General features: G+C 56.2%; 14 protein-coding genes. 4 read left to right on the top strand and 10 right to left on the bottom strand.

Annotated features, from left to right (window positions below):
- Window positions 1-184 precede the first annotated feature (184 nt).
- Window positions 185-1,255: a LacI family DNA-binding transcriptional regulator gene (locus tag B5M42_RS19530; RefSeq protein WP_134752802.1), complete on the top strand. Its 1,071-nt coding sequence runs from the start codon at window positions 185-187 to the stop codon at window positions 1,253-1,255.
- Window positions 1,256-1,781: 526 nt separating this feature from the next.
- Here B5M42_RS19530 and B5M42_RS19525 read toward each other — a convergent pair.
- The 5 genes from B5M42_RS19525 to B5M42_RS19505 form a co-directional block, all read right to left on the bottom strand.
- Window positions 1,782-2,555, bottom strand: a complete 774-nt coding sequence (locus B5M42_RS19525; RefSeq protein ID WP_134752800.1) for a class I SAM-dependent methyltransferase — start codon at window positions 2,553-2,555, stop codon at window positions 1,782-1,784.
- Window positions 2,556-2,948: 393 nt separating this feature from the next.
- The gene (locus tag B5M42_RS19520) at window positions 2,949-4,055 is read right to left on the bottom strand and encodes an acyltransferase (RefSeq protein ID WP_134752798.1); all 1,107 of its coding nucleotides are present in this window, start codon (window positions 4,053-4,055) and stop codon (window positions 2,949-2,951) included.
- Between the two features lie 319 nt (window positions 4,056-4,374).
- Window positions 4,375-4,947, bottom strand: a complete 573-nt coding sequence (locus B5M42_RS19515) for a peroxiredoxin (protein ID WP_134752796.1) — start codon at window positions 4,945-4,947, stop codon at window positions 4,375-4,377.
- A gap of 15 nt (window positions 4,948-4,962) precedes the next feature.
- The gene (locus tag B5M42_RS19510) at window positions 4,963-5,202 is read right to left on the bottom strand and encodes a glutaredoxin family protein (protein ID WP_134752794.1); all 240 of its coding nucleotides are present in this window, start codon (window positions 5,200-5,202) and stop codon (window positions 4,963-4,965) included.
- 33 nt (window positions 5,203-5,235) lie between these two features.
- Window positions 5,236-6,159 (bottom strand): NAD(P)/FAD-dependent oxidoreductase, encoded by a 924-nt coding sequence (locus B5M42_RS19505; RefSeq protein ID WP_134752792.1) that lies wholly within the window; start codon window positions 6,157-6,159, stop codon window positions 5,236-5,238.
- Between the two features lie 191 nt (window positions 6,160-6,350).
- Here B5M42_RS19505 and B5M42_RS19500 point away from each other — a divergent pair, with 191 nt between their 5' ends.
- Window positions 6,351-7,901, top strand: a complete 1,551-nt coding sequence (locus B5M42_RS19500; RefSeq protein ID WP_134752790.1) for an ATP-binding protein — start codon at window positions 6,351-6,353, stop codon at window positions 7,899-7,901.
- A gap of 193 nt (window positions 7,902-8,094) precedes the next feature.
- Here B5M42_RS19500 and B5M42_RS19495 read toward each other — a convergent pair whose 3' ends face one another.
- Entirely contained in the window at window positions 8,095-9,990 is a 1,896-nt protein-coding gene (locus B5M42_RS19495; RefSeq protein ID WP_134752788.1) for a PrkA family serine protein kinase, read from the bottom strand.
- 206 nt (window positions 9,991-10,196) lie between these two features.
- On the opposite strand from B5M42_RS19495, the gene B5M42_RS19490 reads away from it, so the two are divergent.
- Entirely contained in the window at window positions 10,197-11,018 is an 822-nt protein-coding gene (locus B5M42_RS19490; RefSeq protein WP_134752786.1) for a DUF2161 domain-containing phosphodiesterase, read from the top strand.
- On the opposite strand, the gene B5M42_RS19485 is transcribed toward B5M42_RS19490, so the two are convergent.
- A complete protein-coding gene (locus B5M42_RS19485; RefSeq protein ID WP_134752784.1) occupies window positions 11,015-11,962 on the bottom strand; it encodes an NAD(P)/FAD-dependent oxidoreductase in 948 nt (315 codons plus the stop codon). The two genes, B5M42_RS19490 and B5M42_RS19485, sit on opposite strands and share 4 nt — an antisense overlap.
- Before the next feature lie 163 nt (window positions 11,963-12,125).
- Here B5M42_RS19485 and B5M42_RS19480 point away from each other — a divergent pair, with 163 nt between their 5' ends.
- On the top strand, window positions 12,126-12,353 hold the full coding sequence (locus B5M42_RS19480) for an alpha/beta-type small acid-soluble spore protein (protein WP_329959328.1): 228 nt from the start codon (window positions 12,126-12,128) through the stop codon (window positions 12,351-12,353).
- A 237-nt stretch (window positions 12,354-12,590) separates the two neighbouring features.
- Here the strand turns inward: B5M42_RS19480 and B5M42_RS19475 are convergent, their stop codons facing one another.
- The 3 genes from B5M42_RS19475 to B5M42_RS19465 all read right to left on the bottom strand — a co-directional run bounded on the left by B5M42_RS19475 (window position 12,591) and on the right by B5M42_RS19465 (window position 15,746).
- Window positions 12,591-13,910: an ABC transporter substrate-binding protein gene (locus tag B5M42_RS19475; RefSeq protein WP_134752780.1), complete on the bottom strand. Its 1,320-nt coding sequence runs from the start codon at window positions 13,908-13,910 to the stop codon at window positions 12,591-12,593.
- Window positions 13,911-14,025: 115 nt separating this feature from the next.
- Window positions 14,026-14,862 carry a carbohydrate ABC transporter permease gene (locus tag B5M42_RS19470; RefSeq protein WP_134752778.1) on the bottom strand — a complete coding sequence of 279 codons (837 nt, stop codon included), beginning with the start codon at window positions 14,860-14,862 and terminating at the stop codon, window positions 14,026-14,028.
- Complete coding sequence (locus B5M42_RS19465; RefSeq protein ID WP_134752776.1) at window positions 14,862-15,746, bottom strand: carbohydrate ABC transporter permease; 885 nt, start codon at window positions 15,744-15,746, stop codon at window positions 14,862-14,864. The genes B5M42_RS19470 and B5M42_RS19465 overlap by 1 nt, the downstream gene beginning before the upstream one ends.
- Between the last annotated feature and the right edge of the window lie 108 nt (window positions 15,747-15,854).

The following is a 15,854-nucleotide window of genomic DNA, read 5'->3' as shown; positions in this document are numbered from 1 at the left end:
TAGTTTTGTTAGCCTAACTAATGTTTGTTATGTATATAATGTAAACCCTTTCCCTCGAAAGGTCAACGAAGAAATTTGCAGAATGATGTCGAAAAATTTTCAAAAATGGCTTGACTTCTCCTCCAAAATAGCGAACAATTAAAGCTGTTAGTTTTGTTATTATACAAACTTGGCAGGTGCCTTTATGAGCAAGAAAATTACGATGCAGCAAATCGCCGACCGGCTTGGCATATCCAAATTTACCGTCTCGCAGGCGCTATCAGGCAAATCGGGCGTCAGCCAGGAGAATCGCAAGCGCATTCAGGAAGCGGCGCGGGCAATGGGCTACAAGGTCCGCTCCGGGAAAGGGTCGGACTTTGGCAAACCTGACGCCTTCGCAGCCGACGAGCAGGACAGCAGCGCGGAAACGGAGCCAGTCATACCTTATATTCTGGTGTGGATTGACAGCCGCCATTTTCAGGAGACAGGCTTCTGGGGCAAGGTGCTGGCCGGGATCATGGCCACGTGCAAGGAGCACGGCTACGAGCATATCATCGTACCGCTGCCGGTATCCGAGCAGCAGCACCTCAAGATTCCGCGTTATCTGGAGCGCAGCGCCTGCATAGGCCATATTCTCGTCGGCACCTTTCCTTCGCAGGCCGTCATCTCATTGAAGCAAAGCGGCTTGCCGTTCGTGCTCGTCGATCACGAAGAGCCGCTGGTCGAAGCCGATTGCGTGCTGAATAACAATCTGGATTCGGGCAAGCTGGCCTGCAAGCGTCTGCTGTCTGCCGGCTGCAAGCGCATTGTGTTTATCGGCGACGACTCCTACGCGATCAGCTTCAAGGAGCGCTGGTGGGGCGCGCGTCTGGCGATGGAGGACGTGGCCGGTCCGGCCCATGAGCTGGTTTTGAAAAAATGGAGCATCGCCTACAGCACCGAATTCGCCGCTTCCAGCCTGGAGCGCAAGCTGGTGGCCAGCGAAGCGACTTCGCTGCCTGACGGCTTCATTTGCGCCAATGACCATATCGCGCTGGAGCTGATTGCGCTGCTGAAGATGAAGGGCGTCTCCGTGCCCGGCCAAACCAAGGTCATCGGCTTCGACAATATCGAAATGTCGGCTTATGCCGACCCGGCGCTCAGCACGATTGAGCTGGGCAAGGAATCACTTGGTATCCGTGCGGTTGAAATGCTGCTTTATCGCATTCAGCACCCCGGCAGGCTGGCGGAAAAAATCGTGCTCAGCTCGCAGTTTATCATTCGCGATTCCGGCTGAGGCGATGCGCGGGGGGGCGGATTCGCGAGCGGGCGAGATCAGCTCTCGGTTGGCAGAGCGGGCGGATTCGGGCGAGAGCGGCCTTCGGCGGGCGCAGAGCGGACGGATTCGGGCGAGCGCGGCTTTCGGCGGGCGCAGAGCGGACGGATTCGGATGAGCGCGGCCTTCGGCGGGCGCACAGCGAGCGGACCGGAGCGGGGCGAGATCGACGCCCCAAACGAATTGGCGGCGACGTCTCCGGCTCAGCTTGATGCCCGTTAGACACGGCCTGTTCCCATCGGCTGGCGGTTGATCCCGTCCAGCGGCACACCGTCGCAGAGCCCCGGCACTTACGGCGCGCGCTTCCGGCAGGCAACAAAAAAGCGACCTTCTCCGTGAGGTTCGCTTTTTTGTTGTGCTTCCGGCGTCTGCACCTCCGGCTCTGCCAGCCGCTGCCTGAGCGCTCCAGCAGCGTTCGTAGCGCCGCTGCCGCACTCGGCGCCGGACAGCCGACGGACGGCGGCTCTGCATCCGGCAGCCGCCGCGCTTACTCTTCGCGATACGCCAGCACGCGAATCCGCACATAGTCGGCCGTCCACTGGCCGTCCTTGTACAGCTGCGGGCGCAGCCGCTCTTCGATCGCCTGCAGCGCCCGCTCCTTGACGCCGGCATCGAAGCCGGCGAAAAAAAACGCGGCGAACGTGTCAATCCACAGCCGCAAGCCGTTCTCCCCGCCCGCAAGCGGCGTCGGGCGGTCAAAATGCCAGGCGCCGGCCACGCGGAAGCCGTGCGCCTCCAGCAGCGTGGTATATTCCCCGATACTCGGGTAATACCACGGATTGCGGGCCTGGGCATCGATCCCCAGGCCGGCCAGCTCCGCCGCGACCGCACCGGCAATCGCGGCGATGTTGCCTTTGCCGCCAAACTCGGCGGCAAAGCGTCCCCCCGTCCGCAGCGCCTGCCGGACGGTTTCCACCGCCGCTTCCGGCGGCTTGACCCAATGCAGCGCAGCATTGGAGAATACGCCGTCAAAGCGGCGCTCGCTGCGGTAGGCGGTTGCATCCGCCACCGCGAACGGCAGGCCCGGATATTTGACCCGGGCCTCCTCGATCATCGACGCCGAGACGTCGATGCCCTCCGGCACAGCCCCGCGCCGCGCCAGCTCGGCGGCCAAATCGCCCGTGCCGCAGCCCAGATCGAGAATCCGCTCGCCAGGCTGAGGAGCAAGCAGCTCCAGCACAGACTCCCCGTATTTGGAAACAAAACTCATCGCCGTGTCGTATTGCTGGGCCTTCCATTCCTGACTATTCGATGCTGTCATTGTGCATCCCCCGCTTCCTGCCTGCTGGCCGCGAGCGCGGCTGCAAGCTTGATGACTTCATTATACGCCGGGAGATTGATAAGTCTAATATATAAAAACTTTTCAATTGATAGGATTTACCTATAATCAAAATAAGCAGCCTAAGCTGCAACCCGTCCTATCGGACCCTTATAAGGCCCGTACCGGACGCCGGAACTCGCGCGCGATCCGGTTTGAACGGGATGTCCCCCTCTTCTCCCTACCTCAAAAAGCTGCCGCTTTCTCTCCGAACAACCGATTGGATGCAAAAAGCAGCGTCAAAGCCGGACCTCACCACCGACATACGACCGGCACTACGCTCCATTACTCGCTTTCACGGTGCGGAAACCGCAGCATCGCAGCCCGTATCTTTACCTACTGTTCTCCCCGCTGACGCTTGCCCTGGCGGCTTCGCCGGTTCAGCCACCTGCGCTGGAGACGCAAATAGACCTCGACCAGCAGCCAGGTACCCGCTACAGTCGTCACCCAATAACCGGCAATATACCAGCGAAAAGCTGCAATATCCCCCGGCGTATCCACCACCGCCTTGATTGCACTGAGTACGGCGGGATGCACCAGATACAGGCCAAAGGAAACCTGTCCAAGCCGTAGCAGCGCCTTGACCGGCCAGCCGCCGCTCTCCAGCAATCGCTTGCCGCAGCCGATCAGCGCCACGGCGGCCAGCAGTGCGAACGCATTGTAGGCCAGCCGGAACCAGCCCCCGGCGACAGGCTGTTTGCCGTAGTACACCAGCCAATACAGCCCGACGAAAGCCGCACCCGCAATCAGCGCCCCCGCCAGCAGCACGCCCCAGTAACGCCTCGCCCAAACGCTCGCTGCCGGATAATGGATGCCGACATAGCCGCCAAGCACAAAAATGGCGAAATACGTGATAAACAACGTCGCACTGTGCGGTACTACGATGCCTGATGTTGCGACATGATATACAAGCTGGACAAGCACGGCAACCGCCGGCATGGCGCGGGCCAGCAACGGCCACGCTTTGAACGCCGAGAGCAGCAGCGGAAACAGCACGTAGAATTGCATAATGATGATCATGAAATACAAATGATAACCGGCATCGCCCAGCGGCAGCAGTTTGAGGAACCCGACCAAGCTGAAGCTGAGCGTCCGCGTGTTCAGATATTGATAAAACAAATCATAAAACAGCGAAAACAACACATACGGATACACGACGCTGATGATTCTTTTTTTATAAAATTCCACCGTATCGCGCGCCCGCCAGCCGGCATCATACCGATAAAACAAAACCAGCCCGCTAACAAAAATAAACACGGGAACGGCAAACGAACCGAACATATTCAGCGAAAAAAACATCCGCTGCGTGGAACTGCCCGCTACGGGCACGTACGTCCCTTCGGAGGTAGCGTGAATCATGATCACGGCCAGAATCGCGATGGCCCGCACGATATTGATCTCCGTCAGCCGCACACGCGCCGGTTGTGTTGAAAGGTTACTCATGGTCGATCCCCCGGATGTCGAATCTTGCGCTTCTGCGCTATTCTAGTTTAGCTTACTTTGCCCACAAGCACTATGTAAACCTTATCTGCCGAACGCCACTTTTACGACCGGCTGCAGCCGCCGGCGATTCGCTGCCCCTTCGCGTCTGGCTGCCGTAAAATCCGGCTACAGCTCAACTTCCGCCGCCAAACGGACAAAACCTCTGCGAGCGGCTCCTTCTCAGGGGCTTGCAGAGGTTTTGCTTACATAAAACGATTCAGATTTGCAGGCATCCTGACTGACCGACTGGCTGCCTGCTTCCTTGGATAACAAGCTTTCCTTACAGCGTCTTGTCCCCCGGCTTCCAGTTCGCCGGACAGAGGCCGCCTGCTTGCAGCGCCTGCAGGACGCGCAGCGTCTCATCGACGCTCCGGCCAACGTTCATGTCGGTGACGACTTGATAACGCAGCACGCCGTCGGGATCGATGATAAACAAGCCGCGATGCGCCGCGCCGGATTCGTCGTCCAAGACACCGTAAGCGCGAGCCGTTTCCTTGAAAAAGTCGCTGACCAGCGGGAACCGGACAGCGCCGATGCCGTTTTGCTCGCGAGGCGTCTGTGTCCAGGCCCGGTGCGTGTACACACTGTCGACCGACGCGCCGACAATTTCGCAATCCAGCTCCAGAAACTGCTCGTAATGGTCGCTGAAGGCAGTAATTTCCGTCGGGCACACAAAGGTAAAGTCAAATGGCCAGAAGAAAAAGACGAGCCATTTCCCGCGGTAGTCCTCCAGCGTAACACGCTCGTCGAGCGTTTCCATATTTTTGGTGGACAGCAGGCTGAAGCTTGGCGCCGGCAGGCCGATTTTGGCCACGGCAGGTTGTTCAGTGATCGTGAATTGTGCTTGTGTCATGTCGGTTCCTCCTCGTCAAACAGCCGCTTCGGCCAGCGCTTTTTTCAACCGGGTAACATTAAGACCAAGAATTTTATGCTCGCCGATGACCGTTACCGGCAGCGACATCATACCCATATCGTGCAGCTCCTGACCGTATTGATCGTTCAAATCGATATTGCGCTCCTCATAAGCGACGTTTTGATCCGTCAAATATTTTTTGAGCTGTTGGCAGTAGGGACAGTTAGTGCTGGAATAAACAATGACATTAGACATGGCGTTTCTCTCCTTTTTTAAAAGTACCTGTATTTACTTATATTGCGGGATCAGTTGAGCCCGTTTGTTGATAAACTTGTCGACCGCCATCGCAGCAATCGCGCCGTCGGCAGCAGCGACGACCGCTTGCTTGACCGGGGAGCGCCGCACCTCGCCGGCTCCGAATACGCCGGGAACCGACGATTGCATGAACGCATCGACGATCATAAAGCCGTCTTCATCCAAAGGCACTTGATCCTGCAAAAAATCGGTGCCGGGCTTACTCCCCGACATGAACACAAACACGCCGTCGACCTCCAGCTCTTCCTCCGCGCCCGCACCGCTGCGCACCTTCACGGCCGTTACCCGCTCATCGCCGATAATTTCCAGCGGCTTGGTTTTGAAGCGCAGCTCCGTGTTGGCCAGCTCCGGCACATGGCTGACGCCCTGCAGCTCCGGCCGCGGCACGATAAACACCAGCTTGCTCGCAAACTTGGTCAGCGCCTGCGCTTCATCAAGCGCCTCTTCGGAATCGCCGATCACCGCTACCGTCTTGCCGACGAAGAAAGCGCCGTCGCAGGTGGCACATGTGCTCACACCGCGTCCGAGCAGCCGTTCCTCACCCGGAAGCATCCGGTTACGTCCCTTGGAGCCAGTCGCGACGATAACCGCTTTGCTTTCATAAATGCCGTCAGCCGTAAAGACGTATTTGGTTTCGCCTTCCAGATCGACAGCCGTAATCGTCGTTTGCACGAATTCTGCGCCAAAGCCCGCCGCTTGGCTGCGCATCCGCTCCAGCAATTCCTTGCCGGTCAGCGGGTCCTCGACGCCCGGGTAATTGGCGATTTTGTGCGTAACAGCCAGCGCTCCGGTATTGGGCGCTTTGTCGATCACCAGTGTGCGCAAGCTGCCTCTGGCCGTATAAATCGCTGCCGACGCCCCCGCCGGTCCGCCGCCGATAATAATAACATCGTACATGGCTCCACATCCTCTCGCGTTTCATTCGCTGATAATGAGTATCACTTAATAATTATTATAAATAATATAAGATAAAAGTCAATATTATTTTATAATTATTATAAATAAGAAAAACGGGCGGCCGCAAACATTTATCTGCCCAAAAGAGGTATAATGTAGGTACAGCAGCAAATCAATCAGGAGCTGAACGCATGCGCAAAATCCCGGTTACACGCGACGGCAAAAAAGGATCGGCCACGCTGCTTATACCTGCCGCCGATGTCATTAAAATCGAATGTATCCGCGATAAAGAATACCGTATTCATACGCTGGATGACGTCTTTTATTATTCCGCTTCCCTCGAAGCCTTCGAAGAATGGCTGTTCGAAGACGGCTTTCGTTTGATCGACCAATCCAATCTGGTCAATATGAATTTCATCACGCATTACGATCCGTCCAAAGGCATCGTATATTTGGGAACCGCTGAGCGTCAGTGGGTCAAAACCGCTTCCGCCGCGCGCATTCATCGCGAGCATATTCTGAAGGTCATGGAGCTGCTGCGCATTGCCAACGCTGAGAAGGCGCTTGGCTTTCCCCTGGGCGGCGATTCGGCCGGGAAGCTGCGCAGTCTGGTCGCGCAAAGCACGGACGATCTGTTTTTCCGCTCCTATGCGATGATTCAGGCGATTTACGAGCGCACGCGCGCAGAGAAAAGGCTGGAGGAAAGCGAGCAGCGCTACAAATCGCTGTTCGAGAACAACCCCGACGGCATTTGCTCGTTTGACCGCGAGGCACACTTCATCAGCGTCAACCCGGCGACAGAGCGCATTACCGGCTACAGCGCGGACGAGCTGCTGCGGCAGTCGGTCCAGCACATGGTTGCGCCCGAAGACGCGCTGCGCTGGCAGGAGCATTTTCAGCGGACACTGCTCGGTGAAACGCAGACCTACCGGATTTCGCTGATCCACAAGCTGGGCCATACCATCTCGCTCAGCCTGATCAACGTGCCGATTGTCGTTGACGAGGAAATTGCCGGCGTGTACGTCATTTATAAAGATATATCCGAGGAAAAACGGGCCGAAGAGCTGCTGATCAAATCGGAAAAGCTGTCGATTGTCGGCCAGCTCGCCGCCGGCGTCGCCCACGAAATTCGCAACCCGCTCACTTCGCTGAAAGGCTTTGCGCAGCTGCTCAAAAGCAAGCATAACGACTTCGCCCATTATTATGACATCATGCTGTCCGAGCTTGAGCGGATTAATTTCATCGTCAGCGAATTTCTGGTCATTGCCAAGCCGCAAGCCGTTTCCTTCCAATCGAAGGCCGTCGCCGATATCGTCAACAACACGATCGCGTTGATGAGCTCGCAGGCGCTGATGAACAACGTGGAAATCATCGGCCGGCTGGAGGACGATTTGCCGCCGATTTTGTGCGACGAAAATCAGATCAAGCAGGTATTCATCAACGTGCTGACCAATTCCATCGACGCGATGGCCGAAGGCGGGGAAATCATCGTCGAGGCGACGCGTTCCGGCAGCCGTGAAGTCGCCTTGACGTTTACCGACAACGGCATCGGCATTCCCGAAGAGCGGCTGCCGCGGCTCGGCGAGCCTTTTTATACGACCAAAGAAAAAGGCACCGGGCTTGGACTCATGGTCAGCTACAAAATCATCGAAAATCATCGCGGACAGATGACGATTTCCAGCGAATTGAACGAGGGCACAACCGTGCGCATAACGCTGCCGGCCGCCGTCGGCTCCAGATAAACCGCAAGCCTTCGCCGCCATGCGGCTTCTCGCGCCCAAAACCGCCCGCAATCTACAAGCAAGCTGGAGCGCATCCCGTCCGTCAGACCTCTTTCGCACGCCAAAAAGCGCGAGCTATCAGGCCGTAACGCCTGTAAGCTCGCGCTTTTGCTTATGTCCGACTATCGTTGCGAACAACTGTTTTCTGAAGGGCTTAGCGGTTCAGCAAGCTGCCGACATACCGCAGCAGCTCGTTGGCGCAGACCGGGCAGTAGCCGTGCTCGTCGATCAACTGCTTCGTCACATCGTTGATCCGTTTGAGCTGGCGTTCGTCCGGCGTTTTCGTCGACGTGGTGATTTTGACGATATCCTTGAGGTCGGCGAACAGCTTTTTCTCAATCGCTTCGCGCAGCCGCTCGTGGCTGCTGTAATCGAACTTGCGCCCCTTGCGCGAGTAAGACGAGATGCGAATAAGGATTTCTTCGCGGAACGCTTTTTTGGCATTTTCCGATATGCCGATTTGCTCTTCGATCGAACGCATCAGCCGCTCATCCGGGTCCATCTCCTCGCCGGTCAGCGGGTCCTTGATTTTGCCCCAGTTGCAATAAGCCTCGATGTTGTCAAGATAGTTGTCGAACAGCGTTTTGGCCGATTCTTCGAAGGAATAGACAAATGCTTTTTGCACTTCTTTCTTCGCCAACTCGTCGTATTCCTTGCGCGCCACGGAGATGAAGTTCAAGAACCGCTCTCGCTCATCCTTTGTTATCGAAGGGTGCTGGTCAAGGCCGTCCTTGAGCGCGCGCAGCACGTCAAGCGCATTGATGCACTGCAAATCCTGGCGGATCAGGGCGCTGGAGATCCGGTTGATGACATAACGCGGGTCGATGCCGCTCATGCCCTCGTCAGTGAACTCGTTTTGCATCTCCTTGAGATCGGCTTCCTTGTAGCCTTCGACGGCTTCCCCGTCGTACATGCGCATTTTTTTCAACAGGTCCATGCCCTGCTTTTTCGTTTCCTTGAGTCGGGTCAGAATCGAGAAAATCGCGGCGGCCCGCAGCGCATGCGGCGCAATATGAATATGCGACATATCGCTTTGCCCGATCAGCTTGAAATAAATTTTTTCCTCGTCCGTCACCTTGAGGTTATACGGCACCGGCATGACGATCATCCGCGACTGGAGCGCTTCGTTCTTTTTATTGGCGATAAACGTCTTATATTCCGATTCGTTCGTATGCGCAATGATCAATTCATCGGCGGAAATCAACGCGAACCTTCCGGCCTTGAAATTGCCCTCCTGGGTCAGCGACAGCAAATTCCACAGAAACTTTTCGTCGCATTTGAGCATTTCCTGGAACTCCATAATCCCGCGGTTCGCTTTATTCAGCTCGCCGTCGAAACGGTAGGCCCGCGGGTCCGATTCGGAACCGAACTCGGTAATCGTCGAGAAGTCGATGCTGCCGGTCAGATCGGCGATATCCTGCGATTTCGGGTCGGACGGGCTGAAGGTGCCGATGCCGATCCGGTTTTCTTCGGAAATGAATACGCGCTCGACCTGCACATCTTCAATGCAGCCGTTGTATTCGGTTTTCAACCGCATTTGGCACGACGGGCACAACGCGCCTTCGATGCGCACGTTCAGCTCGCGCTCGACCTCCTCCCGCAGCTCCTGCGGAATCAAATGCAGCGGCTCCTCGTGCATCGGGCAGCCCTTGATCGCATACACCGCTCCGCGGTCGGTCATGGAGAAGCGCTCCAAGCCGCGCTTGAGCATCGTCACCAGCGTCGATTTACCGCCGCTCACGGGTCCCATCAAGAGCAGAATCCGCTTGCGCACATCCAACCGGCGGGCGGCGGAATGGAAATATTCCTCCACCAGCTTTTCGATGGAACGGTCCAGACCGAACATCTCCTGATTGAAGAACTTGTAGGACTTCTGCCCGCTCTCGTCGTCGATACCCTGAGAAGCGATCATTTCATAGACACGGGTGTGCGCCGGCTTCGCCAATCCGGGATTGTGCCGAACCAATTCTATGTACTCCGCGAACGTACCGGTCCATGCCAGCTTCTGCTTCTCCGTCCGGTGCTCCGTGATCCTCTTGAATATGTCCATGGGTACCTCCTTTCACTGCTACCTCATCTCTTTCAGGTCAGCTCGTGATGGTGATTTGTGTATTACAATCCTATGCGCTCCTTGAGGATAAGTTTCCCGAAATTTTAACGCTGCGAAAAAAGAAATCGCCGGCACGGCTGTGCTATAATAGAGAACATACATTCCGCAGCGCGCTGCGCGGCGGGCAAGGAGGCCGCTGAAGGACCATGCCGATTCAGCACGAAACGGAGCTGTACGCTCCGATCAAACGATTCTTCGAGGAGCGCGGCTACGCAGTTCGCGGCGAGGTGAAGCACTGCGATCTGGTCGCGATTCGCGGCGACGAGCCGCCGGTTGTCGTCGAGCTGAAAAAAAGCTTCAATATACCGCTGCTCGTGCAGGGCATTGAGCGGCTGAAGCTGACGAGCGACGTATATGTCGCCTTCGAGCTGCCGAATAAGGGCCGGGCGCCGCATCGGCTGCATTGGGACGACATCAGCCGCCTGTGCCGGATGCTGGGGCTGGGCGTTATTACCGTGCAATTTTTCAAACGCAAACAGCCCGCTGTCGAAATCGTCAGCGAGCCGGTGCCCTATACGCTGCGCGCCAATAAACGGGCGGCAGGCCGGGTGGTGCAGGAATTTCACGAACGCAGCGGCGATTATAACGTCGGCGGCAGTACCCGGCAAAAGCTGATGACCGCCTACCGCGAGAGATCGCTGCACTGCGCCTATTTGCTGCGCGAGCAAGGCCCGCTCAGCCCGCGACGGCTGCGTGAGCTTACCGGCCATCGCGCCGTCGCCGGCCTGCTGCAGAAGAACGTCTACCGCTGGTTCATCCGCATCCGGCGCGGCGAATACGGGCTCACGCCGCTTGGCGAGCAGGCGCTGGCGCATTACGGGCACGTGCTGCCGGCGTTTGGACGCTCGATGGGCTCGGCGGCCGATGCCGCAAGCTCCGCAGAAGCCGTAGAAGCTATTGCAGCTATAGAAGCAGCAGCTTCGGAGGTTCTGGAGCTTGGGCGCTTGGAGGAGTCCCCCGTCCGCTAAGGCAGGACGGGCTGCTGCGGCCGCCGCGCCTCGCGCTGCGCCACAAGCGCTTTGTGCATCCAGATGGCCGCTTGCGAGCCTTCGCCCATCGCAATCGTCACCTGCTCGGCATGCACGCCGACATCCCCGGCAGCCCAGACGTTGGGCACGCTGGTCATTTTGCTGCGCGGATCGGTCACGATATGGCGATTCTCCAGCCGCTCCGCGCCAAGCTGACGGGCCAGATCGGAGCGCACCTCGTTGCAGCCGAAGGCAATGAACGCCCGCTCCGCCGCCAGGCGCTGGCCGCTGGCCAAAGTCACGCCGCCGAACTGTCCTTCGCCTTCCGTCTGCACAGAGACGATATCGCCCGCTTCATAACCGATCCCTTGCGCCTGCAACGCCGTCAGCAGCTCGGCTTTGACGGCTTTATGGCCGTGATTGACATACAGCAGCTTGGACGTCCGCTCCCGCAGAAGCAGCGCCATCGAAGCCCCGGCATCGCCGCTGCCCAGCACCAGCGTTGATTTATCGCGAATTTCGTAGCCGTCGCAGTCCGGGCAGACATAGACGGTCAATCCCAGACAACTCCGCAAGCCCGGCACATCCGGGCAGCGGTCGAGCAAACCTGTCGCCAGCAGCAAAGTGCTTGCTTCATACCCTTTGCCGGTTTTCCCCCACAGCTCGAACTGCGGGCCGTTCTTGCCGACAGCCACCGCTTGCACCACCTCGTCGGCGGCAAACGCCACGCCAAGCCGCTCCGCCTGCAATCGGCCGAGTCGCCGCAGCTCCTCGCCCGACACGCCATCCGGCCAACCCAGCACATTGTGATAGCTGCGGCACATCGAAGAACGTCCGCTGCCGCTGTCAATGACCAACACCTTGTGCTCGTAACGGCCAAGCTGAATCGCAGCCTGCAAGCCGGCAATCCCCCCGCCGACGATAATGCTGTCATAAGCCTCCATCCGTCTTCCTCCCTTTCTTGACATTCTTGTCCTTATCTCTAGCTTACCCGTGCTATCTGCCATCCATGCCAATCTATTCACTGCAACAGGCCGTGTTTTTTTCTTGTCCTGCATAATAGAACGCTTACCGGCCATACTAACGTTACTCTCCCACGAAAGGATGATGAACATGTCAAAAAGATCCAGCAACAGCTTAGTCGTCCCGCAAGCCACAGCCGCATTGGACCAAATGAAGGTAGAGGTTGCTCAAGAGCTTGGCATCCAGATTCCTCAAGACGGTTACTACGGCTTCATGGCTTCCCGCGATGCCGGCGCCATCGGCGGCCATATCACTCGCAAGCTTGTGCAAATCGCCGAGCAGCAGCTGCAAAGCAACACGTTCGTCAGATAACACCGCACATCCATATACCGACAAAGACGGCTCGCCAGCGGGCCGTCTTTGTGTTGTCCTCGAGGTGTAAACCGCATCGCACGAGTCATTTCTGCCCAAGCAGACAGCCCTGTCAATCAGCGTTTGCTGTCTTTCTTGCCGTCTGCGCCAGGCGGCGGATTTTCCGCGCACGGCGCAACGCGACGCCAACAACAACAAAACCCCGGCATCGGCCGGGGTTTTGACGATCGAGGCAGCTTATTTTTTCAAGCTGTCCCACGTTTTTTGGAATTCGTCGAGCATTTGCTCTTTCGTTACTTTTTTCGCTACATACGCTTGCATCGTATCGGCGAATTTTTTGCTGGACGCTTCGCCGCCCGGGAATTTGAACCAGTTCCAGCTCAACGTTTTGTTGGCTTGGCTGTATTTCATGATATCGGAAGCCAGCGGTCCAAGAACGGATTCGTCTGCGGAGATCGTCGTGAACGCCGGGATGAACTTGAATTCGTTCGTGATATATTTTTTACCTGTTTCGGAAGTAACCATCCAGTTCAGGAATTTCTTCGCTTCTTCCTTCACAGCGGAGTTTTTGTTGATCACCCAGTTGTTCGGTACGCCTACAGGCAGCTTGTCGTTAGCCGTTGCGTCGTCGCTGATTGGCATTGGCAGGAAGCCAACCTTCAGGTCCGGATTCGTTTGCGACAGCTCGACTTGCGTCCAGTTGCCTTGTTGCGTCATGGCCGCTTTGCCGGTTGCAAAATCCGTTACTTGCGTTTTGTAGTCGGTTTGCAGCGGGTTTTTGTTGCCGTATTGCAATTGCAGGTCGAACAATCTCACCCAGTTGTTGAAGGCTTCGTTGCCCGGAATTTTCGCCGTGCCTTTGTTCAGGCCGTCGATGAAGGCGTTCGGATCAGGCTGCTGTGCGAACGGAATGTTCACGAAATGGTTGCCCAGGACCCACCATTCGCCATAGCCGTTTACGAAAGGTGTAGTACCGGCGGCTTGCAGTTTTTTCGCTGCGTCTTCCAGTTGGGTAATCGTTTTTGGCAGCTCGGTGATGCCCGCTTTGGCAAACAGGTCTTTGTTGTACAGGAAGCCGTAGCCTTCGAGGTTCAGCGGTTGGCCGTAAAGCTTGCCGTCTTTGGTCATTGGCTCTTTGGCAACCGGGACGAGGTCCTTCACCCAAGGCTGGTCGGACAAGTCTTCGAGGTTCTCGATCCATTTGTCGAGGTCGGAGAAGCCGCCGTTGTTGAAAATATCAGGCTTGTCGCCGGAGTTGAATTTCGCCAGCAGCGCTGCGCCGTAGTCCGCGCCGCCGCCTACTGTATCGATCTGAATCGTAACGTTCGGATTTTCTTTATGGTATTCATCCACCAGCTTGGCGAGCTGATCGGCGATTTCGACCTTGAACTGGAACATTTTAATTGTAACCGGTTTGCCGCTTTCCGCGGTAGCCGCTGCCCCGTTTGTTGCAGCCGGGCTGGACGTGGAGCCGGATTCTTCTTTTTTGGCGCAGCCGGTTGCAATCATCGAAAGCGAAATCGCGGCAGCCAAGCTTACCATCGTTAACTTTTTCATTGTGTAAAGCCTCCCTTTTTTCTTTTGTTTCGTTGTCTACATGGTTTATTGTAAAGAGTTGTGTTAACCCGGAACACCGAGAATATTGAACATAAAGGTGGAAGATGTTGAACTGTTATCCTTTTACGGAACCGGCTGTAATTCCTTCAATAATATGCTTTTGCAGCGTCAGGAAAAAAATGATGATTGGCAGCACGCTGAGCACCAGCGCGGCCAGCGCCAAATCCCACTGCTTTGTATATTGGCCGAAAAACGAATAGGTCGCAAGCGGAATCGTCCGCAAATTCGGGCTGTTGAGGATCAGCGACGGCAGCAGGTAGTCGTTCCAGATCCACAGGCTGTTCAAGATCACGATGGTAATGCTCATCGGCTTGAGCAGCGGGAACACGATGCGCCAGAAAACCCCGTAAGGGCTGCTGCCGTCCACTCGCGCCGACTCCTCGATCTCCAGCGGAATCGATTTAAGGAAGCCGTGGTACAGGAACACATTCAGCGAGACGCCGAAGCCGAAGTAGCAGAAGATCAGACCGTAGCGGGTGCCCATAATGTTGACGATGTCGGCGACGCGGACCAGCGGAATCATGATCGACTGGAACGGGATGACCATTGCCGCGACGAAGGCGAGAAACACCAGCGCGTTGAATTTCGAAGGTCTTCTGAGAATTTGATATGCAGCCATCGAGCTGATGACGACCAGACCGATGTTGCTCACCACCGTGATGATCAAGGAGTTGAAGAACACGCGCGGGAATTTGATGATGCCCCACACCTTGACATAGTTGTCGAAATTCAGGCTTTTCGGCAGGCTCGCCGTATTCGTCACCAGCTCGGCGAACGTCTTCATCGAATTGGCGATAACGAAGTAGAACGGAACCAGGAACACGATGGCAACCACAATGGCCAGCACTTCAAGTGAAAAAAGGCGGGCGGAATAACGTTTGGCTGTCGGCATTACACTTCAACCTCCTTGCGTTTCGTATAGACAACCTGGATTGTCGAAATGATCGCCACCACGATAAAGAAGACAAAGGCTTTAGCCGTCCCGAGTCCGTAGCGGTTGTTGCGGAACGCTTCCTGATAAATGTTGATCGATACCGATTCCGTCGAGCCGAACGGTCCGCCCTTGGTGAGCGAGAAGTTCAGATCGAAGATTTTGAACGACCAGGAAATCGTCAGGAACAAGCATACCGTAATGGCCGGCATAATCAGCGGAAGCGTAATCTGCCGCAGCATTTGCCAGCGGGTCGCCCCGTCGATGTAGGCGGCTTCCACCATATCCTTGGGCACGTTCATCAGCGCTGCGATGTAAATGATCATCAGGTAGCCGGAGCCCTGCCAGACGCTGACAATCACAATCGCCCAGAACGAGGTCGGCGCGTCGCCGAGCCACGGAAGCTCGAAAAATCCGATGTGGGTCAACTCGCCGATCATTGCGAACCCTTTGACGAAAATAAACTGCCAGATAAAACCGAGCAGCAAGCCGCCAATGACGTTGGGCATAAAAAAAATCGTCCGCAGCACATTGCGCGTCTTCAGCGCCTGCGTCAGCATCAGCGCCAGCAAAAAGCCGACCAGATTGGTCAAAATTACGCTTGTGATACTAAAGCGCGTTGTGAACCAAAATGCGTTATGATAGTCCTTGTCATCAAAAATAATGTGCTTGAAGTTGTCCAGTCCGTTCATCTTGATGTGAGAGGTGACGCCGTTCCATTCGGTAAACGAGTAATAAATGCTCATCAGAAACGGAGCCAGCACAATGACGGTGAAAAAGAGCAGCGCCGGTCCGAGGAAAACCCATTGCTGCATGAGGCGGGCAAAGCCGTTCTTGCTTTCCATAACCACATTCCTCCTTGCTTTCATGATTTATGTACCTTTAGTATATAAGCCGCCACGCCTGCAATACACAGACTCTCGTGACGCTTTAGGTGGAATTTGTTGACCTCA

The organism is Paenibacillus athensensis (assembly GCF_004514475.2).
GTDB classification, from domain to species: Bacteria; Bacillota; Bacilli; order Paenibacillales; family NBRC-103111; genus Paenibacillus_AL; species Paenibacillus_AL athensensis.
This window is presented reverse-complemented; position numbering and strand designations above follow the sequence as displayed.

Excerpts from the sequence above, each read along its gene's own strand:
- B5M42_RS19530 (WP_134752802.1), top strand. The coding sequence starts at position 185 with ATGAGCAAGAAAATTACGATGCAGCAAATCGCCGACCGGCTTGGCATA.
- B5M42_RS19525 (WP_134752800.1), bottom strand. The coding sequence starts at position 2,555 with ATGACAGCATCGAATAGTCAGGAATGGAAGGCCCAGCAATACGACACG.
- B5M42_RS19520 (WP_134752798.1), bottom strand. The coding sequence starts at position 4,055 with ATGAGTAACCTTTCAACACAACCGGCGCGTGTGCGGCTGACGGAGATC.
- B5M42_RS19515 (WP_134752796.1), bottom strand. The coding sequence starts at position 4,947 with ATGACACAAGCACAATTCACGATCACTGAACAACCTGCCGTGGCCAAA.
- B5M42_RS19510 (WP_134752794.1), bottom strand. The coding sequence starts at position 5,202 with ATGTCTAATGTCATTGTTTATTCCAGCACTAACTGTCCCTACTGCCAA.
- B5M42_RS19505 (WP_134752792.1), bottom strand. The coding sequence starts at position 6,159 with ATGTACGATGTTATTATTATCGGCGGCGGACCGGCGGGGGCGTCGGCA.
- B5M42_RS19500 (WP_134752790.1), top strand. The coding sequence starts at position 6,351 with ATGCGCAAAATCCCGGTTACACGCGACGGCAAAAAAGGATCGGCCACG.
- B5M42_RS19495 (WP_134752788.1), bottom strand. The coding sequence starts at position 9,990 with ATGGACATATTCAAGAGGATCACGGAGCACCGGACGGAGAAGCAGAAG.
- B5M42_RS19490 (WP_134752786.1), top strand. The coding sequence starts at position 10,197 with ATGCCGATTCAGCACGAAACGGAGCTGTACGCTCCGATCAAACGATTC.
- B5M42_RS19485 (WP_134752784.1), bottom strand. The coding sequence starts at position 11,962 with ATGGAGGCTTATGACAGCATTATCGTCGGCGGGGGGATTGCCGGCTTG.
- B5M42_RS19480 (WP_329959328.1), top strand. The coding sequence starts at position 12,126 with ATGAACATGTCAAAAAGATCCAGCAACAGCTTAGTCGTCCCGCAAGCC.
- B5M42_RS19475 (WP_134752780.1), bottom strand. The coding sequence starts at position 13,910 with ATGAAAAAGTTAACGATGGTAAGCTTGGCTGCCGCGATTTCGCTTTCG.
- B5M42_RS19470 (WP_134752778.1), bottom strand. The coding sequence starts at position 14,862 with ATGCCGACAGCCAAACGTTATTCCGCCCGCCTTTTTTCACTTGAAGTG.
- B5M42_RS19465 (WP_134752776.1), bottom strand. The coding sequence starts at position 15,746 with ATGGAAAGCAAGAACGGCTTTGCCCGCCTCATGCAGCAATGGGTTTTC.